This is a genomic window from Bdellovibrio sp. NC01 (genome assembly GCF_006874625.1).
Classification (GTDB): Bacteria; Bdellovibrionota; Bdellovibrionia; order Bdellovibrionales; family Bdellovibrionaceae; genus Bdellovibrio.
Genome location: NZ_CP030034.1, coordinates 238,360 through 261,733, shown reverse-complemented (window position 1 = coordinate 261,733; position 23,374 = coordinate 238,360). Strand labels below are relative to the sequence as shown.

At 44.6% G+C, this 23,374-nt stretch carries 20 protein-coding genes; 4 read left to right on the top strand and 16 right to left on the bottom strand.

Annotated features, from left to right (window positions below; genetic code table 11):
• Genes pbpC through DOE51_RS01325 form a run of 3 tightly spaced genes read right to left on the bottom strand, consistent with a single transcriptional unit; the run spans position 1 to position 7,982 of the window.
• Complete coding sequence (pbpC, locus tag DOE51_RS01335; RefSeq protein WP_142694810.1) at positions 1 to 2,019, bottom strand: penicillin-binding protein 1C; 2,019 nt, start codon at positions 2,017 to 2,019, stop codon at positions 1 to 3.
• A complete protein-coding gene (locus tag DOE51_RS01330) occupies positions 2,019 to 7,472 on the bottom strand; it encodes an alpha-2-macroglobulin (RefSeq protein ID WP_142694809.1) in 5,454 nt (1,817 codons plus the stop codon). The genes pbpC and DOE51_RS01330 overlap by 1 nt, the downstream gene beginning before the upstream one ends.
• Positions 7,473 to 7,529: 57 nt before the next feature.
• Positions 7,530 to 7,982: a Dps family protein gene (locus DOE51_RS01325; protein WP_142694808.1), complete on the bottom strand. Its 453-nt coding sequence runs from the start codon at positions 7,980 to 7,982 to the stop codon at positions 7,530 to 7,532.
• A 335-nt stretch (positions 7,983 to 8,317) separates the two neighbouring features.
• Here DOE51_RS01325 and DOE51_RS01320 point away from each other — a divergent pair, with 335 nt between their 5' ends.
• A complete protein-coding gene (locus tag DOE51_RS01320; RefSeq protein ID WP_142694807.1) occupies positions 8,318 to 8,869 on the top strand; it encodes a superoxide dismutase family protein in 552 nt (183 codons plus the stop codon).
• Positions 8,870 to 8,927: 58 nt separating this feature from the next.
• Here DOE51_RS01320 and DOE51_RS01315 read toward each other — a convergent pair whose 3' ends face one another.
• The 3 genes from DOE51_RS01315 to DOE51_RS01305 are packed head-to-tail and all read right to left on the bottom strand — an operon-like array spanning position 8,928 to position 11,260.
• Positions 8,928 to 9,911, bottom strand: coding sequence for a fumarylacetoacetate hydrolase family protein (locus tag DOE51_RS01315; protein WP_142694806.1), 984 nt, complete (start codon positions 9,909 to 9,911; stop codon positions 8,928 to 8,930).
• A gap of 8 nt (positions 9,912 to 9,919) precedes the next feature.
• On the bottom strand, positions 9,920 to 10,495 hold the full coding sequence (locus DOE51_RS01310) for an outer membrane beta-barrel protein (protein WP_142694805.1): 576 nt from the start codon (positions 10,493 to 10,495) through the stop codon (positions 9,920 to 9,922).
• A gap of 39 nt (positions 10,496 to 10,534) precedes the next feature.
• Entirely contained in the window at positions 10,535 to 11,260 is a 726-nt protein-coding gene (locus tag DOE51_RS01305) for a hypothetical protein (RefSeq protein WP_142694804.1), read from the bottom strand.
• Positions 11,261 to 11,327: 67 nt separating this feature from the next.
• Between DOE51_RS01305 and maiA the strand changes: the two genes are divergently transcribed.
• A complete protein-coding gene (gene maiA, locus DOE51_RS01300) occupies positions 11,328 to 11,987 on the top strand; it encodes a maleylacetoacetate isomerase (RefSeq protein WP_142694803.1) in 660 nt (219 codons plus the stop codon).
• Between the two features lie 29 nt (positions 11,988 to 12,016).
• On the opposite strand, the gene cyoE is transcribed toward maiA, so the two are convergent.
• The 10 genes from cyoE to fabG all read right to left on the bottom strand — a co-directional run bounded on the left by cyoE (position 12,017) and on the right by fabG (position 20,643).
• Positions 12,017 to 12,895, bottom strand: coding sequence for a heme o synthase (cyoE, locus tag DOE51_RS01295; protein WP_142694802.1), 879 nt, complete (start codon positions 12,893 to 12,895; stop codon positions 12,017 to 12,019).
• 4 nt (positions 12,896 to 12,899) lie between these two features.
• A complete protein-coding gene (locus DOE51_RS01290) occupies positions 12,900 to 13,241 on the bottom strand; it encodes a cytochrome C oxidase subunit IV family protein (RefSeq protein ID WP_142694801.1) in 342 nt (113 codons plus the stop codon).
• A 2-nt stretch (positions 13,242 to 13,243) separates the two neighbouring features.
• Entirely contained in the window at positions 13,244 to 13,906 is a 663-nt protein-coding gene (locus DOE51_RS01285; RefSeq protein ID WP_142694800.1) for a cytochrome c oxidase subunit 3 family protein, read from the bottom strand.
• Positions 13,893 to 15,503: a cytochrome c oxidase subunit I gene (ctaD, locus tag DOE51_RS01280; protein WP_142694799.1), complete on the bottom strand. Its 1,611-nt coding sequence runs from the start codon at positions 15,501 to 15,503 to the stop codon at positions 13,893 to 13,895. The genes DOE51_RS01285 and ctaD overlap by 14 nt, the downstream gene beginning before the upstream one ends.
• A 12-nt stretch (positions 15,504 to 15,515) precedes the next feature.
• Positions 15,516 to 16,478: a cytochrome c oxidase subunit II gene (coxB, locus tag DOE51_RS01275; RefSeq protein ID WP_142694798.1), complete on the bottom strand. Its 963-nt coding sequence runs from the start codon at positions 16,476 to 16,478 to the stop codon at positions 15,516 to 15,518.
• 6 nt (positions 16,479 to 16,484) lie between these two features.
• A complete protein-coding gene (locus DOE51_RS01270; RefSeq protein WP_142694797.1) occupies positions 16,485 to 17,366 on the bottom strand; it encodes an SCO family protein in 882 nt (293 codons plus the stop codon).
• A 15-nt stretch (positions 17,367 to 17,381) separates the two neighbouring features.
• A complete protein-coding gene (locus DOE51_RS01265) occupies positions 17,382 to 17,915 on the bottom strand; it encodes a cytochrome c (protein ID WP_142694796.1) in 534 nt (177 codons plus the stop codon).
• 145 nt (positions 17,916 to 18,060) lie between these two features.
• Complete coding sequence (locus tag DOE51_RS01260; protein WP_246845231.1) at positions 18,061 to 18,840, bottom strand: alpha/beta fold hydrolase; 780 nt, start codon at positions 18,838 to 18,840, stop codon at positions 18,061 to 18,063.
• Positions 18,837 to 19,838 (bottom strand): alpha/beta hydrolase, encoded by a 1,002-nt coding sequence (locus tag DOE51_RS01255; protein ID WP_142694795.1) that lies wholly within the window; start codon positions 19,836 to 19,838, stop codon positions 18,837 to 18,839. The genes DOE51_RS01260 and DOE51_RS01255 overlap by 4 nt, the downstream gene beginning before the upstream one ends.
• A gap of 55 nt (positions 19,839 to 19,893) precedes the next feature.
• Complete coding sequence (gene fabG, locus DOE51_RS01250; RefSeq protein WP_142694794.1) at positions 19,894 to 20,643, bottom strand: 3-oxoacyl-ACP reductase FabG; 750 nt, start codon at positions 20,641 to 20,643, stop codon at positions 19,894 to 19,896.
• Between the two features lie 178 nt (positions 20,644 to 20,821).
• Between fabG and DOE51_RS01245 the strand changes: the two genes are divergently transcribed.
• Both DOE51_RS01245 and DOE51_RS01240 read left to right on the top strand, forming a co-directional pair.
• Positions 20,822 to 21,820, top strand: a complete 999-nt coding sequence (locus tag DOE51_RS01245; RefSeq protein WP_142694793.1) for a ketoacyl-ACP synthase III — start codon at positions 20,822 to 20,824, stop codon at positions 21,818 to 21,820.
• Positions 21,810 to 23,309: a class I adenylate-forming enzyme family protein gene (locus DOE51_RS01240; protein ID WP_246845229.1), complete on the top strand. Its 1,500-nt coding sequence runs from the start codon at positions 21,810 to 21,812 to the stop codon at positions 23,307 to 23,309. Before DOE51_RS01245 ends, DOE51_RS01240 begins: the two co-directional genes overlap by 11 nt.
• Positions 23,310 to 23,374 lie beyond the last annotated feature (65 nt).

The window sequence follows — 23,374 nt, the reverse complement described above, 5'->3', positions numbered from 1 at the left end:
CTATTTTACAATCACCTGAACTTTTTGAGTGGCCGTGTTGCCACTTAAAAGTTCAAAGGTGTGTTTACCGGGAATCGGAGTCCACAAATAAGGTTCAGCAGCCGATCCCACTTTCTTGCCGTTAATCCTCCACGAAATATTTTTCTTCTGTGGTCCTTCAACCAACAATGGCATCTTTTGGTTTTTCAAAGGAATCGCCGGATCAACCGCCAAGATCATTCCATCTTGTGGATATAAAATTCGCGCCTTTGGATAAACACGCGGACTCTTTTCTTTTCCCGTAGCAGTCGTATTAAGCGTCAGTTTAAAACCAGGCGATGGATATTTATCCTGAAGATAAGACATCACCGTATTCCAAATAGGAGCAGCACCGGTAACACCCATCACGTTCCACATGGGCTGACCACTAAAGTTTCCAACCCACACGCCCACGGTAAATTTAGAATTGTAGCCTACACACCAATTATCGCGCATATCTTTGCTGGTACCGGTCTTAACTGCGGCATCACTAGATAACGATAAGTTTGAATCCATACCAAAACCAAGCGCACGATTTTCTTTCGCGGATAGGATCGCAGTGATCTGTTCACTGGCTTCATCCGTAAAAACACGTTCGTGCGAACTTGCATCGCTCGCAGTGAATAGGAGCGGACTCCACTGCCCACCATTTGCAAACGTTCTGTAGGCTTGTGTGAGGTCTTCTAAATTGATATCAGCCACGCCCAATGCCAATGCAGGACCATAAAAATCAGGATCACGTAAATCGCGGAAGTGCAGGCTTTGCAGCTTTTCCCAGAATGAATTGTCATTTAAAAGTTTAAATACTTTTACCGCAGGCACATTCAGTGACGAGGCTAAAGCTACTTTTGCCTTCACCCACCCATAAAACATGTGATCATGGTTTTGCGGCTTATAAACTCCACGATCAAAAACAATATCCACGGCCGAATCTTCCAACCATGAATCTGGTTTCAAGACATTTTTTTCAAACGCCGTCGCATACAAAAACGGTTTTAATGTCGAGCCCGCCTGGCGTTGCGACAGAATGCCATCAACATAATTTGCTGAAGACAAAGCACCACTTCCACCAACGTAAGCGACAACTTTACCGGTTTGATTTTCTACGACGAGGACTGCGGCATCATGAACATTTTGATCTAACAAAGCTTGAATTTGTGATTCAATCGTCTGCTGTACAAAACTTTGCAATTCCGAATTGATAAATGTCTTTAAGGTTCCTGTGTATTGTTCACGCGAAAGTCTTTGCGCCAAATGCAAAGCGCGTTGCCCTTCTTTTGGAAAATTCGCGGACTTCAACATCGAGTTCGCGATTAAGTTTGGAAAATCACCACAAGACGAAGGTTCTTGCCAGCAGGCGCGCTGGGCCCACTCTTTTTCATTGGCGTTGGGTGAACGCAAAAGCACCGAAAGCAACGTCGCTTCCTTCGAAGTTAAAGCGGATGGTGCCTTATTATACAAAGCCCAAGAAATTGCGGCGATACCACGATACTCGCCACGGAATGGAGCAAGATTTAAATAAGCTTCAAGAATTTCTTCTTTAGTCCACGAGCGTTCTAAACTCCACGCAGCTAAGGCCTGCCTGATTTTGCCCATCCAGCCATTCCAAGCAGTGCTGGGTTTGGCAAGTTTCACGACCTGCATCGTAATTGTACTAGCCCCCCGCGAAGAGCTTTTTAGAATGCGTTGGTAAGCGGAAGCGGCCATCGCTTGTATATCCACACCACTGTGCTTGAAGAAACGTTTGTCTTCGGATTTTAAAAGTGCGGGAACTAAGGCGATGGAAATCTCTTTTAACGGCGTCCATGCAAATGTGCGCTTAGTTTGATCCTGACGCCATTGGTGCAATAATCGTCCTTCATTATCCAGCAACATCAGATCAGAACTTTGATGATTCTTTTTAACAAGCTCATAAGATGGCACATCGGGAATTGATGATTTAACAAAGATTCCCGTTGCAACAATGCTTGTCAGTAGTAACGGAAGAACAATCTTTTTCATCACTCTGCAACCTGCCATTGACCTTCTGGAAGTTCCGCAAATACGTCAGGACTGTACATCGCCTCAACACGTGTTACCGGCAACTGATATTCGCCAGCCTGGTTAAAGCGTACAGTGTATTCTAATTTCTGTTCGCCTTGTTCGAACCACTCTTGATAGAAGCGAATCAATTCTGATTTTCTTTCCACCGCCGTCGCATAACTTGAAGTCAAAATCGTCGAACCCGCAGGGATTGGATCTTCAATTACAACCCAACTTTGCACTGCTGGCGATTTGATTTTCAACGTGACCTTTGCAGTATCACCCACACTCCATTGGCCTTTTTTCTTTTGTTCCACAGCTTCAACAGTTTTTTCCACATTGAACCCCGCAAAAACCGCTTTAGTCGCGGGAATCGCGGCTTTCGCTGATGCCGTAATCCACGGCTTTCCAGTTCCAATTTGTTGAACTGCCAGTTTGCTTTCTTGGTCTTTCCACGGAAGCTCCAGTGTAATCGGACCTTTCGCCCATGACGCTTCTTTAGAAGACCCTGCCAATGTCGCTTTAAAATTACCACTTACCTTTTCGCCTTGGAACGTCTGATCGAATTTGTTCATCGCCAAGCGTCCCCAGGCGTTCGCGTTAGTTAACATCCACGAACCGCCGTGCTGACGTGCGATCGATCCTTGCATCATGCGTGGCACGTCGTTCTTCCATGAAGGTTCATTGGCGACAGTGTCAATCAAACGTAGCAACGCTGAATCCGCATCGCGCATCATCCATGGCATGTTATCGGCACCCTCTTCGCGAATCAGCATGCGACGACCGGTGAAATAAAACTTATTGCGCAGAATTGATTCAAGTTCGGCGATTTTTTGCGTGCGACCTGGAATTGATTTTTCCCATAAATGAATCTCGTACCATTCGACCAGTGTTGCTAGCGGCCATTGTGTTCCTTGGAAATTGATGGTGCTTAATAAATCAATATTCAAGCGACGGTAGCGAGATAAGGCTTCAAACGCGGAAATCTTTTTTAGAACTTCATCGACGCGACCTGAAGTAAATGCTTCTTTCAAACGACCTTCGCTATAAGCTGACAGCGCACCCAAAAGTTTTTGTTCGTTTTCATCGCTCAACTCGAATCCCGCTTCATTTGCGATGCTCAACACATAAGAAGTCAAAGCGACACTGCCATATGTCCCAGAAGGGAAATACGTCAAAAGTCCCTGCCCATCCATATATGTCGAAAGGCGCGCTTCGATTTTCTTCCACATATTTTTGTCATTCAAACTGACCGCGCGAGAGATCTGCTGTTCTAAGCAATTGTATTGATAGTTCTTCCAGAAATCTTTGATGCCACTGTCGTTACTTCCAATTGAAGCAGAAGCTTCAACGATGACCGACGACGAACCGGGCTCTGCTCCCGCGGCTTGTTTTAATGCTATCTCTTTTAAACTTGGCCATTGACCAAATTCGCTTTGATAAACGCGGGGCTGACGAACTGGCAAAACCTTTTGCGTTTTCTTAATTTCATCTAGGAATTTTCCGTCGGCTTCTTTCGCAGTCATCACGTATTGAATTTCTGCCTCTGAACCAGCTGCAACTTTCCAAAAAACTTCTTGCGACGAATTTGCTTCAAGATGAATTTTCTTAGGCGCCAAACCCACTTGCGCTGGTGTTGTATTCAAAGTCAGAACCACATCCTTCGCTTTGGCCGTGGTATTGCGAACCGTAAAGCCCGCATTGAATTTATCACCCTGACGAGTCACCGCTGCCAAGCCTGGCATAATCATCAAGTCTTGCGTCGACTGAATCGATGTCCAACCCGTTCCAAATTGATCGGCGTTTTGTAAAGCCACCGCCACAATACGGAAACTTGTCGTGGAATCGTTTAATTTCACTTCGACCTGGGCATGACCATTTTTATCTAACTTCACGGATGGATTCCAATAAAGCAGAGTATCGAACAACTCGCGACGTAAACCACGCCCGCCATCACCACCGATAGGCAATGCCTTCAGTCCAAAGTGACGTTTACCGATGACCATTGATTGAGCCGTCGCAGTACGGATCAAATACGGATGCATTTGCATCATCGCCGTCAGCACGTCCCAGGTTTTATTATCACGAAGTTCCAACAATCCTTCATCAACCGCAGCGATCACGACTTCACCATTATGAGCGGGCTTGCCGTTGAAATCCGTGACGTTGATATCTACCTTAGCCGTCTGTCTTGCGCTGAACACTTTCTTGTCAGTTTTCACTGCAACTTTCAAAGTGTTGTGCTTCCATCCAACTTTAATTTCACTAAGTCCCAATTTGAACGCGGGTTTACCAAGATCCACAAGTGCCGTTGGTTTTGGTTCTCCTAAGCGACCACGAATCGCGAAGGCTGACACTACAACGTTCGGCGCATATTCAGGTTTAATTGGAATACGAATTGTTGGATTCGATCCCTTCACATCAATCACTTCAGAATAAAGAACTGATTCACGCTCGACCGTCACCAAAACCTTTGCTTCGGGAAATGGCGTGCGCAGTTGGAATTCAGCGGTTTCACCGGGTTCGTAATGTTTTTTAAATGGGATTAGATCTGCACGATCATTATCGTCAGGACCAAACCATTGTTGTTCTTCCGAAGATACAATCCACTGGCGAGTATTGGCCTGACTGATACGACCCTGGCTATCTTTCGTTGATGCGACGGCAACCACCGATCCCGCAAAAGATGTTTTACCAGAACAGTTAAACTCCCCTTTATTGTCAGTCACACCTTGGCACAACGATCCGACCTTTTTTACTTCCTCGAATGAATCGTAAGAATAGAATCCACCGACCAAACGCTTACGGTGCGAGAAATAGCGACTTGTGTACAAATCTACTGACACGGCTTGGTTTTTAAGTGGGCGTTGTTGCAGATCTAAGGCAGCAACCTTGAATTCTACTTTATCTTTGGTTGCAGACCATGATTTGGCTTTAATACCAACAATGACGTTCGAACTCCATAAATCGAATGATCGAACGGCACTTTGAATTTCACCATTGGGATCTTTGTATTCCGCTTCGACACGCAAGCGTTGTGGCGCGGAAGAATATTTGATCTTTTCAAGTTCCGTCTTACCAGAACCAGTTTTATCAAGTTTAAGTTCCTTCACACCACTTTGGGGAACGTGACGACCGGTTTCTTCTTCACCTGATCGGAACAGACCTTCTTTTACTGCGCCATTTGCAAAAGCGTATTCTTGCAAATCATCATCTTGAACAGAGAAATAACTTGGTTCCACACTCCAGCGAACTTTCAGCGGCAGCTCTGTTGCAGGACCGCCCGAAAAGTAGTTGCCTGTCACGTGAACAGGAATATCACTTTGTAAAACGAATGGCGTTGGCGAACCCTGCACTTGAACTTGCATCAAAGGCACACGGAAGTTTTCAATGCGCACATCACCGACTTCTAAAGTCATATCGGGATTCTTGCGTTCCAGTTGCAAAACCCAACGCCCAAGTTTCGCACCGGCAGGAATATTCCACTTAATCGCAGCCGTGCCAGAACGGCGATCCCATTGCACCGGCACTTTGAATGTTTGCAATCCCGAATCGTGCATCACCACCAAAGTAGAAGGCCAATCCTTGGCTTTGGGAATGCTAAGGCCTTTTTCATCAAGATCACGAAGAATCAATTTCGCCGCTAATGTTTCTTCAGGCTTCAACAAACTGCGATCAAGAATCGCATGACCAATCGTCGGCTCGGTACTGCGATAGGACATTTGATAGCGCCAGCTTTCAATACCGCGATTCCAGTCAGAATGTGTAAATGTAAAATCATCGCCTTTTTCAGCAACCACAAAGAATCCAGAAGAATAAGGACCATACTGATTTTCAATACGTGGAAGCTTTTCAACCTCTTTAGACAAGGTAACCTTAGCAAAACCATTCTTATCCGTGGTCGCTGAACCAAGACGAGCTCCACGGATGTCATACAAATTCACGTTCGCAGATGCGATCGGACTAGCGGACTTTAAATCAGTGACCAACGCCCACGCTTGATTCTGGTTGTACTTCACGTGCACAGCCATCTTCGTAACGAGCGCGGCAGTTCTTACATAGTAATTAGCCTTACGGTCTAAAAGACTTTGTCCCAGCAATGGGCTTGCCATTTCCAGAACATAGAAACCAGATTGCTTTAATGGAACGCCAACCACTTCCGTTTCCGCACTGGACAAGGGCTTAGTGACGACGATCTTTTGTTGCGGTGTTGTGCCCCAGCTAGCAAAAGGCTTATCACCGTATGGTTCACGATCAATACTTGTTAAGGCGTTGATGATCTCTTTAAAGTTCGATGCTTTCCACTCACCTGTGATACCGATGAACTTAGTTTGTAGATTTTTTTCCACCCGACGAACTGTCACAGCAACGGCAGCGTTTGGTTCCGCTTCCACCACACCGAAGTTCGCTGAAAATTTTAATAAGGCCGGATTATCGCCGGTTTTAATGCTCAACGGGAATTGAGCCTTATTAGCTAACGACCTTCCCCCGTCATCTTTAACATCCGTGGGAATGAAAAGTTTCATCTGCGCTTTTTCAGGAAACGGTCCTTTAAATTCGAAATAACTTTTCCAATCTTGATCGACGTCAGCATCATTCAAATTAGGCTTAATTTTTTTACCGTCTTTCATTTCAAGATACGAACGCTTGATATCTTTCACTTGAATTGGTGACGTCAAAGACACTTGCATATTCGAAAGCGGCACACAGGGCTTACCTTCACCTTCGCGAACGCAATTGAATTGCGCTTTGAAATCTTCTTGCACTGTGAATTCAAACGTTTCGTCTTCTTTGGATTTCATGCCCGACAAAGACTCGACTTCTTTGGACCAAACCAAAACCACCTTTGCAGAAGGCGGAAAGTTCCTTGTGGCACGAAGAACAACCGGAATGCCTTTGAAGGATTCTTTTTCGTATTGATACTGCTTCTTCGCGGCTTCAAGAATTTCTGTCGCTTCAGATCCTTCGATGATCATTGCAGGAATCTCGTCCCCTAAGCCTTCCATCGTGAAGTAGATACCTTTTGCCGATTCTTTTTTGAAAGAAGCATCCAGCATTAAGATGAAATTCTGATCTGAATCAATCGGTTGATACGTCATCGGGAAAACATTCGTGACGTGTGGTCCACCCGTATTAAAGCTAAAGGTCTCGCCCTGAATTTTTACCGCACATGACTGACCACCTTTGATCGGAGTTTTAAAATCGAAGACCCAGTTCTTGGTATCAATCCAACGACCTTGACCGTCTTTAAAACAAGAGCTTTGCGCTGGTGGCGTTAAGTTTAAATCCCCGAATTTTACTTGAGGTTTCGCAAACTCGACACGCACTTGTTCAACCGTGCGAACGGTTCCCTGCGGAGAAAAAGTTTTAATCTGACTTTTCTCTTGAGCGAACGACAAAGACAGCAAAGAAAAAGCGAGAAAGCTTAACACGAAAAACTCCTTGGTTCTCTATAAGCTTCCCCGCCGTGAAGTTAGGGTGTCATCTGTTTATGCTCTATGGCTACGAATCATCCATGCTGCTTTATCATGGAATGTAATTAAATCTTCATAGAGTGTGACCGCCGACGTGTCTTCCGATTGTTCCGCTTCTTCGAGATGCTCTTTAAGACGTGTGGACATTGCCATGTGATCTTTGTTCAATATCTCTATCATTTGGTGTGCAGTTAGCATGTCATTTGGCGCCTCATCTATAAGCGCGATTTTTTGAAATTCTCTGAAACTGCCCGGTGTTTTTACGTTAAAAGTTCGGATTACTTCCGCAGTGTCGTCGATATATTCTAAGAGCTCTTTGTATTGAGACTCGAATAACTTATGTAAAGAAAAGAAAAGTGGCCCATCGACATTCCAGTGAAAGTTCTGTGTTTTCAATAACAAGACGTACTCCTCAGCTAAAGTCTTGCTGAGAGCGACCGCCGTTTTATTCGTCGTAATAGTATTCATCCCTACCTCCCCATACACTATTTCATATCGAGATTTTAGAAGGCTGAAAATGAGACCTTCGGCAGAGTGCCCAATAACAATATTCTATAGTTGAGTTAGATAATATCGATTGGCCCAATAGCAAAAGACCGTGAGATACTAAAAAAAGTTAAGGAGGACCTATGACGTCAAATACTAATATACTGGCCTCGAAAATCAGAATCGGTAGAGCGGTCTTGTGGTTCTATACTATTACTTTTTTATCAGTCGAGATTATCCGTCATATGACAAATCAATAGTGACAGCGAAGCGCAGACTTGTAAGATAAATTTCATGTAAACAACAAGGAGTTATACATGAAACAATTCGCATCTGCTGTCCTTCTTACTTTCGCACTTGGTGCTTGCGCACAAAAACCTGTGGAGCCTGTTGCTCCAGCAACACCACCACCTCCTCCAGCTCCAACAAAAGCTCAAGCTGTGTTGAAAGCTGCTAAAGGTACAAAACAAAAAGGCATGGTTCACCTTACTGAAGCAACTCCAGGTCATATGACAGTGGAAGTTATGGTAGAAGGTTTGAAACCAGGTCCTCATGGTTTCCATATTCATGAAAAAGGCGACTGCTCTGGTAAAGATTTCTCTGCAGCAGGTGGTCACTTCAATCCAACTGGCGTAAAACACGGTGCTCCTGGTACAGGCTCACATGCTGGCGATATGGGTAACATCATGGTTGACCGTAAAGGTAAAGCAACTGTGACTATCAACGTAGAAGGCATTGATTTGGGCCCAGGTCCAAACGGTATCGTTGGTAAATCAATCATCGTTCACCAAGGTAAAGATGATTTGAAATCGCAACCAGCAGGTAATTCTGGTCCACGCGTTCTTTGCGGCGTGATCGAAGCGATGTAATAAAAAAAAGCCCACTTCAACAGTGGGCTTTTTAATTTCTAACTTTAGATGAAGCTGTCTATTGGACAGCTTTTACTTTTTGGAAGATTCTTCCGAAAACGTTTTCACCCTTTTCGTTGAACATTTTCATTTCAACAGTGTCGCCCGCTTTCATGAACGGCGTTTTGATTTCGCCTGTCTCGATCGTTTCGATCATGCGCACTTCCGCCAAACAACTTGAACCTGTACTGTGATCATCGTTTGAAACCGTACCGCTGCCGATAACTGTGCCTGCTGCCAAGTTTCTAGTTTTCGCTGCGTGAGCGATCAACTGACCGAAATGGAAATGCATCGCACCTGCATTCGCTTTACCAAAGAACTTACCGTTGTAATCAACGTTTAATGGCAAATGAACACGACCTTCTTTGTAAGCTTCGCCCAATTCATCAGCCGTCACAGCAAATGGTGACAATGCAGAAGCTGGTTTACTTTGGAAGAAGCCGAAACCGCCTGCCAATTCTTCAGGAATCAAACCGCGCAAAGACACGTCATTGATCAACACAAAAAGTTTGATGTGTTTCAATGCCTGATCAGGAGTCACACCCATTGGAACAAAATCAGTGATGATTCCCACTTCACCTTCGAAGTCCGTACCGTGAGCAACGTCACGCTGAGGAATCTCTTCCGTCGGAGCCAAGAATTGACCGCACTCGCCTTGATACATCAAAGGCACAGTCGTCAAAGTTTCTGGAAGTGGAGCTTTGCGCGCCATACGCACAAGCTTGATGTGATAGATAAACGCCGAACCATCAGCGAACAACCACGTGCGTGGCAACGCTGAATGGAAATCTTGTTCGTTTACTGCGAAAGAACCAGCCGCTTTGCCTTCATTCAGATCAGAATAAACTTTTTCTAGAGCAGCTTGGTTTTCGCTCCATTTTTCCATTGCTTCGCGAAGATTCGCAGCAATCTGCGGAACCTTCACGGCTGTTTTTAAATCACGGCTAACGACGCACAATACGCCGTCCAAGCTTTCTTTCGATTTCAAAGATCCAAGTTTCACGAAAAATCCTAGTTAAAAGTAATCAACAAATTCGCACCGACAGCTCTGTAATTTTTCAAGTTGTCTGGTGGTGATTTCGCGACAGTGTCGCCATAGCTTTCAAAGTAAATAGTCGCACCCAATTGCGGAGCAAACTTAAAGCTTGCACCGAAGATAAACGGCAAGATCGGAGTTTTAACATCCGTCACCACACAGTTTGGAGCATCACAAGATTTATCCAAGTTCATACCCAGAGATACGCCACCGAAAATGCCCGCGTAGTCTTCGAACTTGTACATGATCGCAACTGGTACATCCAAGTAGTTCATTGAAACTTTATTTTCAACAGTTGAACCAGATGTTTTAACGATCAACGGTCTTTGTGTATAAAGCATACCCGAACGAATGTGCCAGCCACCTGAGATCGGATAGTGAATAATGCCACCGAATTGAATGGCTGTTTGTGAAGTCGTTGAAGAGCCCGTTGCATCAGCATCACCTGACTGCGAACGAATACCTACTTCAAGACCGTAATCAACGTCAGCCATTGCTACAGAAGAAATAGATCCCAAAACAAGTAAAACTGAAAGAATCAGCTTATTCATAAAAATCCTCCTGAAGGATTCATAGTTTCATATTTTTGCTTATTTATCAAAACACCACACGGCATTAAGAGCCATTTCATTCAGCTCTTTGCTGTTTGAGACTTCGCTATGTTCCAACGCAAGGTGATGCGCTTCCACTGTGCCACGAGCAGCCAAAACAATAAGTACTAGAGGCACCAAGATACGTAAGGCCATCTCGCCCTTTTTGGCTGGATGCGGAGAGTACTCATCTTTCCATTCGCCAAATTTCAATGATTTGATCAACATGTGACCCAACACTAAAAGCACGATCGAAATAATTGTAAACACGACGATCTGATTAATTTGCAAAGCCTTCGCCTGCTCTAAAGTTACTTCTGGTGTCCATGAAGAGTATTCAGCGAAGCGCATTCTTTTTCCGTGATGCACGAAATAGAAGAAATCAATGAACGTCAGACAGCAGATCAAAATCCACGCGATGCCGAAATAAGTTTTATAAACCAAGAATAACTTTTGAGGCCACTTCTCCCACACCGCTTGCAACATGATGAAGAAATAAACCGGGATAAATAAGAAGCCGAAGATCAAAATATCAAAACGCAAACCCGCAAAGAACGACTGCATGATCTCGGTAAAATTCAAATCCGGCAAAACGTAATAAACGTTCAAGAAAAACAAATTCATGCGGAACAAAGTCATGAAGAAAATCATGGCAATGGACAGCTTCAAAAGTTTTACGAATACTTTGCTTGAAAAGCGCAGTGAAAAGATAAATCTACTCGGCATAGAAAAGTCCTTTGACTGAGAGTGAAAACGGGACTGAAATGACTCAGATCAACAGGAGTCAGTGTATATGTCCTCTTTTGTACTTTACAACTACTTTCGAAGCTCGACTTCCTTCCGTGCGCGCGTAGCTTTGAATCTTAAAGGCATCGCCTTCGAATACAAACCCATCAATCTTTTGAAGGATGAACAGCATTCTGCAGAGTACAGAGCGCTTAATCCCATGGGCGGTATTCCCACATTAGTTCATGACGGTAAGGTGATCCCAGATTCCTCTGCAATCTTGTGGTACTTGGAAGATCTAAAACCAGAACCCGCATTACAACCAAAAGACGCTTACCTAAAAGCACGCATGCGCCAAATTTGTGAAATCGTAAATTCTTCGATGCATCCTTATGGAAATTTGAAGATCACAAAAGCGTTGATCAAGGACTATGGTCTAAGTGAAGAACAAAAGAATCAATGGTTCCAACGCTGGATTGGCGAGGGATTAGTCGCATTGGAAAAAGTGTTGTCACAGACGTCAGGCACGTACTGCATCGGCGACCAACTGACAATGGCAGATATTTATCTGTATCCACAGATCATTACGTGTCAGCGTTTCAACACGGATTTAACTCCGTATCCAACGATCAGAAAAATCTACGACAATTGCCACAAGCATCCGGAATTTATGAAGGCACACTTCAGTCGACAAATCGACACACCCGAAGAGCTTCGCGCGAAATAAAAAAAGGCGGTTTCAAGACCGCCTTTTTTTTAATTGGAACCGATGAAGAGGAAGTTCCATTTGTCGATTACTGGGATCACTAAAAACACCAGCATCGAAACGTTCAACCACATGAAGAACGCAAGGAAACGCTCTTGCGCATTTGATTTTGTATAACGATAAGCCTCTTGCAAGACTTTGAATACGAACGGCACCGTTAACAACACATACAACCAGCTTGCGTGAACGAACAATGGCGCCGCCACCGCAACACCGACATATGCCAACGTGTACAAATTGATTTGGAAAAGAGTTTCTTTCAAACCTTTGGCCACAGGCAAAACAGGAATGCCACCCGCTGCATAGTCGTCTTTGTACTTAATCGCCAAAACCCAGAAGTGCGGCATTTGCCACAAGAACATGATTAAGAACAAGTACAACGATTCAGAATTAAAGATATCAGGATTCGCTGCCGCATAGCCGATCGTCACTGGCAAAGCACCAGGGAACGCACCAGGAACAGCTCCGTAAGCCCATTTCTTTTTCAAATAAAGAGTGTACGGTCCGTTGTAGAACACAACGCAAACAAGTCCTACCCAACCCGCAACAGGCTCGATACCAAACAACAACTGCAAACCAACAAAGATAAATGCAACGGAAAGAATTCCACCGGCAGCAGGTTTGATTTTTCCAGAGGCAATGGGACGCTTTGAAGTGCGCGCCATCTTTTGATCAAGCTTCCAATCTTGAACTTGGTTCAACGCCAATGAACCAGAGCTTAGGAAATAAATCCCAAGCAAGGTTTCAAGAAAGATTTTCCAGTCAAAGGAGTGTTCGATTTGAAAACCAGTGGCATAGCCGGCCAGTCCCGTCAGAACTGAAAAAACGACTATGCCAAACTTAGTAAGATCCGCGTATGTTTTTAACACGGTCTTATAGAGGACTAACCTCAAGAACGCGAGTCGCGATATCGATCACGCTAAAGAGGAGAAGAACTACTAGGAAGAAGAAACCAGAAGCAAAGATCGCGCGGTTCATGTTGTTATCGTCCTTCAAGTGCATGAAGTACAAAAGAACAAGACACGCTTTTACCGCTGCAATTGCAAACGCGATTGGACCAGCAAATGATCCCAAAGCTTCATGGAATTGGTGAGCTACGACAGTCAAGATCGTCAACGCGAACAAAGCTGCTGCAACTTTCAAGTACATTGAAGTTGGAGAGATGTGCGGGTGAAGAACGTTAAGATCGTTTTTTTCGTTATGATTGCTTGCCATGTTTAACCCACCAAATAAAGAAGAGGGAATAGGAAGATCCAGATCAAGTCGACGATATGCCAGAAGATACCAACGCCCTCTACCGGGATCCAGTATTGAGAGTGGAAATCACCGCGGATCGTTCTGATCAACAACCATACGATCAAGCCCATACCGATCAATACGTGAAGACCGTGAAGACCTGTCATGCAGTAGTAGAATCCGAAGTACATACCAAGGTTCGCATGCTCAGCGTGAGTTTTAGCTACGTCTAAGAAACGACCTGGGTAGAAACCCAAATGGAATTTATGAGTCCACTCGAAGTATTTGATCACCATGAAAATCGCGCCGCAAAGAACAGTCGTTGCCAAGGCAAGAGCCGCTTGCTTCGTTTTATTTCTTTGGATCAATTGGATCGAAAGAGCCATTGTGAAAGAAGAGAAGATAAGAACAAGGGTATTTACGAAACCCAATCTCCAATCTAACTCTCTTGCGCCTTCAGCGAACATCGCAGGATAAAGAACGTGGAAGATACCATAGCCAACCAAGATCGCACCGAACATCAGGATCTCAGTTACCATGAACAACCAAATACCTTGCTTACCGCTGTCGTACTCTTGTGTCGCATCTTTAAAGTGATGTGACACGTGAGCTGAATGTGGATGTGCTACGTTATCTGTACTCATAAGGCCCCGCAGTTACTACTGGTTCAACATCAAAGTTAAAGTGAGGAGGTGGAGAAGACGTTTGCCACTCAAGAGTTTTTGCACCCCAAGGGTTCATCGGAGCTTTCTCACCTTTTCTGATACCTTGAACGATTGTGTAAAGACCGAACAAGAAACCAGTTAGAATCAACCAAGAACCTACAGTCGAAATCTTATTCAAAGTTTCGTATGCAGGGATGTAGTCGAAGTAACGACGTGGCATACCCATCGCACCCAATACGAATTGAGGGAAGAACGTCACGTTGAAACCAACGAAGATGAACACGAAAGACAAGCGAGCTAGTGATTCGTTGAACATCTTGCCGAACATTTTTGGGAACCAGTAGTAGAAACCACCCATCAACGCCATCAAAGTACCACCCACCATTACGTAGTGGAAGTGAGCTACCACGAAGTAAGTATCGTGGAAGTGAACGTCGATTGGAAGAACTGCTAGCATGATACCTGTCACACCACCGATGGCGAACAAGAACAAGAAGCCCAAAGCGAACAACATTGGAGAATCAAAACGTACTGAACCTTTGTAGATTGTCGCTACCCAGTTGAACATTTTGATCGCTGTAGGAACACCAACTAGCATCGTGATGAACGAGAAGATGATACCTGCAGTTGCTGATTGACCAGATACGAACATATGGTGACCCCAAACGAAGAAGGACACCGCTGCGATACCTAGTGAAGAGTAAGCAATCGCCGTGTAACCGAAGATCACTTTTCTAGAGAACGTCGCGATCAGCTCAGACACGATACCCATTGCTGGAAGGATCATGATGTAAACCGCTGGATGCGAATAGAACCAGAAGAAATGTTGGAACAATACCGGGTCACCACCAAGCGCTGGATCGAAGATACCAACACCGAAGATTTTCTCAGCAGCCAACAACAACAATGTGATCGCAAGAACCGGAGTCGCCAACATCTGAAGGATCGCAGTTGAGTAAAGCGCCCATACGAACAATGGCATACGGTGCATTGTCATACCTGGAGCTCTCAATTTGTGAACCGTTACGATGAAGTTCAAACCCGTCAATACTGACGACATACCCATGATGAACGCACCAAGAACCATCAACACAGTCGATGTACCAGTACGGATAGAGTACGGAGTATAGAACGTCCAACCTGTATCAATCTTGTGCGTGAAGAAAGTTGCAATCGCCAAAGCCGCACCCGCCATGAAGCAGTACCAGCTTAGAAGATTGATTTTCGGGAACGCAACGTCCTTCGCACCCAAGTGAATTGGAAGGAAGAAGTTACCAAGGATCGCAGGGATACCAGGAACGATAACCATGAAGACCATGATCGCACCGTGGTACGTAAGAACTTGGTTGTAGATATCGCCGTTTTTCAAAACTTGGCCAACACCTTGTACTGTATTTGGAGCAAAAAGTTCCAAACGAAGTAGAAGGGCCATGATACCGCCCACCAAGAAGAAGAACATAACTGTGATCATGTACATAAGGCCGATACGTTTATGGTCGACAGTCGTCAACCAAGACCACAAGCCTTTTTCATGATTCAAATAATTTTCGCCGGCAGCTGATGAATGATTTCCCATTAGCTACTCTCCTTATTTACCACTCAAGCTTTTAACGTACTCAACAAGTGCGTTTAGCTCGTTTTCGTTAATTTGACCTTGGAACGTTGGCATCACACCGTGAGGGAAGCCATTCACGATCTTCGCATTTGGCTGAAGGATCGATTCACGAAGATAGTTTTCGTCAACCACCACTTTTGCGCCGCCTTCAAGAACTTCTTCCGTTCCGAATTTTTTGAACAATGAAGGACCTACTTTTACAGCAGGGCTATCAACAGAGTGGCAAGATGCGCAGGCTTTCAAAGCAAAAAGCTTTTCACCACGTTTAGCCAATGGAAGTTGGCCTTCTTCTTGTCCCTCTTCAAGGTACTTGTTGAACTCTTCTTGAGTTACAACACGCAATTTACCGATCATGCCTGAGTGAGAAGTTCCGCAATATTCTGCGCAGAAGATATGGAATTCACCCAATTTAGTCGCATTGAACCATAAAGCTGTGTAACGACCTGGAACCGCGTCTTGTTTGATACGGAAGCTTGGTACGAAGAAAGAGTGGATCACGTCTTGAGAAGTCAAAAGAAGTTTAACGTCTGTGTTTACTGGAACAACAACTTCGTTAACTGCTTTGAAACCGTTTTTGTATTCGATTTCCCAAGCCCATTGTTTACCAAGAACGTTAATCTCTAGAGCATTCTTCGGCATAGTTCTCATGCCGTGGTAGATGTACCAACCCCAAGCGAACACCGCCAAGAAGATCACAAGTGGAATGAATGACCACAAGAACTCCAACGCTGTGTTGTGAGAGATGTATGCTGTTTTGTCGTTGTCTGACTTACGTTTATATTTATAAACGAAGTAGATCATGCCGCCGATAACGAGCACGCAGGCGATGAAACTTGTAATCAGCAAGAAACCATAAAGATTGTCCACCTGCTTGGCAATCTCGGTCCCTTCTGTTGGCATGAAGGATTGGGCCTTCGCTAAATTAAACCACATCATGTACCTTTATCTCCCCGCCGAATTATTCTTAGCTCTGCGCGAGCGGATATAAACCGGCAATAACCATAAAACCATCAACAGAACCATCAATGCGCCACCAAGTTTCATAACTTGAACGGCAGCTAACACGAATTTGCTCTGATGTGGGTCATACTTAAAACAATAGAGCACTAAAGAATCTACGAAAGAACCAATCTTGCCTTCCGCTGCTTCATTCAATGCGATTTTGATATCCTGAGGTTGAAACATGATCCCAGGAAGGTAGCGGGAAATTGTGCCATCTGGAGAGATCACAACTGCTGCTGAAGCATGTGCCCACTCTTTAGATTGCTCATCCCATCTGAATTTAAAACCAAGTTCTTTTGTGATTGCTTGAACAGAAGCTTCGTTGCCAGTAAGGAAGTGCCAAGATTTTTCTGCACCTTCGCGACCATACAACTTCATGTAAGTGTCTTTTTTATGTAAAGCGAGATCCGGAGTTTCTTTCGAATCGAAACTCACAGACAAGATTTTGTATTTCTTGCCGACCGTCCACTCTTTGTCCATAAGCTTAAGAGCATCAGTCAAACCGTTAAGATGGAAGTTGCAAAGACCAGGACAAGCAAAATACACAGGCGAGATAATCACTGGGTGTTTACCATCAAAGTAAGAACCCAATGTTACTGTTTGTCCGTTTTCGTCTTTGAACGAAGTATTCAAATCGATTTTTTTACCAAGATGCTCATCGATACCGATACCTTGAAGCTCTGGCGCTTTATCACTTGCAGCCATGCCCGCTTCAGGACCGTTGTAGGCAAAAGAAGCTGTTGAAAACAAAACGACAAAAGCGGCTGTAAGCAGAGCCGCTCCGTTTGTTTTTGATTTCAAAACAAGCTTCGTCGTAAGCATTTACTAACTTCCTAATTACTGTGCAGTTTTCGCAAACTCAGCAACTTTAGCAGGATCGTCTTTAGATTTGTTATTTGTGATAGATTCGATGAACTGAAGAACAGCCCAACGATCAGCTGGTTTGAAGTGACCGAAAGCAGCCATTGATGAACCAGGGATACCATGTTGCAACACTTTGTAGTGAGCGATGATACCTTCACCTTGAGTCCATTTACCTTCAACGAAGTTACGTGGTTTTGGATTCAAAGCCGCACCCGCAGCACCGTCACCTTTACCTTCGTTACCGTGGCACATCGCACAGTTTGTCATGAAGAATTTCTTACCGTAAGCAACCAATTCAGGAGAAGAAACCCATGGCTCTTTCACAGTCGTGATATCAAACGCAGGACCCGCAGGGCCTTTCGCCGCATTTGGATCAACAACGTTTTCACCAAGATCCACACCCTTGTTCACGAACACGATGTAAATGAAGAATACAAATACGAAGGCCATTGAAAAGCCGAACGCAAGTAATCCACCACGATTATAATGATCTCTATTTTCAGACATAGGCTGACACTCCCAAGGGGATGCAAAATAGTTTTGTCACAATATTGTAATAATGTTCGATAAGTACCGGAAAACGCTAGGGACCGCAACAAATTACACCTCACCTCGACGAGATACTTTTATTGCGGCGCAAAACGAATGGAGACTAAAATAAAAACGAATTCGTAATTGCTACGAATTTTTCTGGCGATTCAACGTTCGCGCAGTGGCCTTGGCCTTCAATAACTTGAAATTTTCCTCGGGAAAAAAGCTGCGCAAGAGCTTCAGAATCGGCCTGCGGAAGAAGCTTGTCGTGTTCTCCATGCAAAACCAAAACTTCATTTTTTACGTCAGCCAAATCGGCGCGAACATCAAGTCCATCAAGGGCTTCAAGCACCCAATGACCAACGGCTTTTACAGAGTGAAATGCATCTTCAACAATGACGTTATTAAAGAAATCCGATTGTGGATTATTATTATGAATCGTAGATCCGATCACGGCCGCCGTCAGATTGCGATCGACCTTCATTTGCTCAAATGCCGCGATCATCGCTTTGTCAAACGTCACCCCTTGAGCACCCACTGGATCCAAAAGAATCGCCTTTTTGAAAAGAGTCGGTTCTTTGGCAAGCATCAAAGCGACGATTAAACCCCCGGTTGAGTGACCCACCAAGTGCACAGGTCCCCTATCTAATTTCTTAACCAATGAGATAAAGTCTTGAGCAAATGTGTGCATGTTCACTTCGCTCGAGTCTTTTGGAGCAGAACTTTTTCCGCAACCACGAAATTCAGCGAAGATCAAAGAACCAGGCAGCTTTTTACCCGCAGCTTGTTTCTTCCAAACTTCAGTCGCTGGATACCACCAACGATTCGAAGCAAGATTGCCGTGAACAAAAAGAACGTTTTCTGGAACTACACCTTCGATAATTTCGTAGTTAATCATCATTCGCCAACCTTGATTTTTACGCTGTCATCTTCAGAATCAACTTCACCAAGAAGTGGATAACCTTCAAAAGTTTTTCCACCAGAGATTTGCGGATTGCCCATTAAAATTTCGTAAACCCAAGAAGCCGTGAACAACGGAACAGCTTCAACCATTTTATGTTCAGAGCCATTCACAAACAGACGGCTTACTTTCGCATCCGCTGGAATTTTGCTCCAATAATCTTCAAGCACATTCGCTGGGATGTATTGATCTTGGCGAGCCACCATCAAGTGCACAGTGCCTGCTGGCAAGCGATCCGCAAGAACTTCCGTGTTGAAGTGACGGATACCTTGAGCCAAGCGATAAACCGCCTCAAGCTTGAATGGGTTTTCCAACACGATCGGCTCCGCAGACGGATAAGTCGCGTAAACGATTTGGTGCAAGAAATAGTCATACAATTCTTCGTCAGAATATTGGTTGTAAGGGAACATTTGACGAGTCGCCCAGATCTGCGCCTTGATCCACGTATCTTGTCCATCAAGAGGACGAGTAAATGGAGCCATCATGATCAGCTTGTTGATCTCGGATGGATAAGCAGCGGCATAGCCTGCGGCTAAGCCGCCACCGTAAGAGAGCCCAGCTAAATTATAAGGGCCTTTAATATTCATTGTTTGAAGAAGCGCATGAAGATCGCGGATTTGATCTTCAATAGGGATCACCGCAAGCACTGGAGCATATCTTAAAAGCGTCTGCCCCATGCCATAAGGATCGTAACGAAGAACGCCAACACCTTTTGCCAACAAAGTTTGAGCGAAGCGTTCCCATTGAAGAGTGCTATACGTCAAACCGTTCAACAAAATAACCGTCGGCATTCCTGCTTTAGGTTCTACGTAATCGACATAAAGACTGCGCTGCGAACTGATCGCAACGAAACCCTTCACGGATTTAGCATTCGCAACAGAGCTCAAGGAGACGGCCGATAAAACCAAAACCGTCAGTACAGAAAATAAAGCCTTCATAGAATCCCCTTTTTGAAAAGCTTCGCTGTTGCTGAATCCACGATGTCGTTACTTATTAAAGTACAATGCCACCATCAACGCTGATAGTTGCGCCGTTGATATAAGAAGCCTGCTCACTTGCCAAGAACAAAACGGCATTGGCAATATCTTCAACTTCGCCCAAGCGCGCCACAGGAACTTTAGCTGCCATACTATCGATAACTTCTTTAGGCATAGCCTTCGTCATCGCCGTTGCAATGAAGCCTGGAGCGATCGCATTTGCCGTGAAGCCTTTACGACCCAATTCTTTACCCCAAGTCTTCGTCATACCGATGACGCCCGCTTTCGCAGCCGCATAGTTTGTCTGACCAAAGTTTCCGTACAATCCAACAACTGAAGAGATGCTGATAATACGTTTGTGTGAAGAAGAGGCGTTAAATTTTTCTAACAAAGTCTTTGTAACATTAAACAACCCAGTTAGGTTTGTAGAAATAACAGCATCCCAATCTTCAGGTGCCATTTTCGCAAAAGATTTATCGCGTGTGATACCCGCGTTGTTCACAAGAACGTCCACCGCCCATGGCAATGAAGCAGCCGCTTTTGCAACTGAATCGCGATCGCCAACATTCACTTGTGCAAAGTGAATTTGCGCAGCGTACTTGCCGAATTCAGCTTTCGCAGTTTGCAAAGCTTGTTCAGAGTAATCCCAAACAGAAACGTTTCCGCCTGCTTCAAGAAAACTTTTTGTGATTTGAAAGCCGATACCTGATGCACCACCAGTAACGACAGCATTTTTGTTTTTGAAATTATAATTAATGTTGCTCATGACATATGTCGTACCTCGCCTAACCCCTTACCCGTCAATGCAAAAAGGAGTTTTTCGCTCGGAGTATAGAGCAAATACACTATTTTTTAGTGCTTGCAAAAGTGGCGAAAATATTTTGTAGATGGCAAATCTATCTGCACTTCGACTTCGTCGAAGTAGAGTAACGGAGGAAAAAACTATGAGACGCGCAGTAATTGTTGGCACCGGAATGTACGCACCAGAGCGTGTGGTAACAAATAAATATTTCGATGAGCTATACAAAAAAGATATCGGAACTTTCTTGGAGTCTTCTCGTAATATTAAAGAACGTCGTTGGATGCGCGAAGATCAACGCACGTCTGATCTTATTATTCCTGCTGCTGAAGAAGCGATGAAAACCGCTGGCATCACAGCAAAAGATTTGGATTTGATCATCGTATCTACTGATACTCCTGACTATCTTTCTCCTTCGACAGCGTCAGTCGTGGCGTATCGTATGGGCGCAGTGAACGCAGGCACATTCGACATCAACACAGCTTGCGCTGGTTTCGTTGTTGGTTGTGATATGGCAAGCAAGTACATCGCTGCTGATGCGAAATACAAAAACGTATTGGTTGTTGGCGCTTACGGCATGAGTAAATATTTGAACTTCGACGATTATAAAATCGCATCGTTGTTCGCCGACGGCGCTGGCGCTGTTGTGATTCAACCTTCTAAAGACAACTCTGGCTTCATCGACAGCCAAATGTACACTGACGGTCAATATCACGACTATATGGGCATCTACGCAGGTGGTACGGCTCAGCCAGTCACTCATTCAGTTGTCGAAAACAAGCAGCACTTGTTGGCATTCCCTAAACGTATTCCACCTGAAACGAATGGTATTCACTGGCCACGTTTGACGAACGTTCTTTTAGATCGTTTGCAAAAACGTGCAAATGACATCAATCACTTCTTCATCACTCAGTTCAACGTCCAAAGCATTTACGAGACATTGGATAAATTGGAGCTTTCTCGTGATCGTGCCCATTACGTCATGGATCGCTTCGGTTATACGGGTTCTGCGTCAATTGGCATGGCCATTGCGGACGCTGCTCGCCAAAAGAAAATGAAAAAAGGTGATTTGGTATTTATGTTGGGCTCTGGCGGTGGTATGAGCATGGCCGCTCTTGCGATGGAATGGGGCTATGACACCTAATATGGAACTCGATTGGCTAAAAAGATGGAACCTGTATTCACCTGGTAAGATCGCTATCAAAGATGGCGAAACTGGGCAGGAACTGTCATATGCAAAGCTTTACGAGCTGGCTAATCGTGGTGCCAACTATCTTCGCGGGCAATTCGGCATCAGCAAAGGCGATCGCGTTGCGGTGCTAGCAACAAATGAACTTGAGTACGTGACACTGTTCTTTGCATTGCAAAGACTTGGCGCGATCATGGTTCCAGTGAACTTCCGCCTTACTCAACGTGAGGTGGATCACATCATCACGGATTCCGCTCCGAAATTAGTTATTCACCAAGAAGTTTTCGGTTCAATCATCGAAAATCTTCCGGTCGCGGTTCGTGCAGAGCGATTGCTTCTGCAAGGTGCAAACAGCTTTGCAGAAAATATTTTGAAAGCTTCTGCTGAAGTTTATCCGTTTGTCCCTGAAGAGCTTGATCCAGCCATGATTCTGTACACGTCAGGTACAACGGGCTCTCCTAAGGGCGCGGTCCTGACACACAAAATGATTTTCTGGAATTCGATCAATACCTCTTTCCGTTTGAACGTGTCACAGAACGACGTCACAGTCAGTTTCTTGCCGTTCTTCCACACGGGCGGCTGGAATGTTTTAACAAATCCATTCCTTCACCGTGGCGCGAAAGTTGTGATCTTAAAAAAATTCGATGCAGATCAAATTCTTGCTTTGTCTGAAAAAGAAAAAGCGACAGTGATGTTCGGCGTTCCTACGACAATGGATATGATGACGAAATCGCCTTTGTTTACGAAGTGTGATTTGTCGTCTGTTCGTTATGCGATCGTTGGTGGCGAACCGATGCCGCTTGAACTGATCAAAGTTTGGGACGCGAAAGGCATTCCAGTTCGTCAAGGCTACGGCCTGACTGAATTCGGTCCTTCGGTATTTTCTTTAAACGAAGAAGACGCTTTAAGAAAAATTGGTTCGATTGGTTTTCCAAACTTTTATGTCGAAGCGAAAGTTGTCGACAATGAAGGTCGCGAACTGGGCGCTGAACAAATCGGCGAATTGATCTTAAAAGGCCCCGCATGCATGCAAGGTTACTGGCACAACGAAAAAGCCACGAAAGAAACGATTCGTGACGGCTGGTTGTACACAGGCGATCTTGTTCGTCGCGATGCTGAAGGTTATTACTACGTTGTCGGTCGCAAAAAAGAGATGTTCATCTCTGGCGGCGAAAACGTTTACCCGGTTGAGCTTGAACAAGTTTTACGTACTTGCCCAGGCATTTTGGAAGTGGCCGTTATCGGCGTTCCAGATGAAAAATGGGGTGAGGTCGGTAAAGCCTTCATCGTTAAAAAAGAAGAATTGGAATTAAACCAAGTGATGAATCACTGCTTAAAGAATTTGGCGAAGTTCAAAATTCCTAAGCACTTCATTTTCTTAGACGCACTTCCAAAAGGTGACAGCGGAAAAATCTTGAAGCGCAAACTTCAAGAGTACGTATAACCAATTTCCCCTCTGTAAAGATTCATTAAATAAGGGCTTCGCGTAAGCGAGGCCCTTTGTTTTAA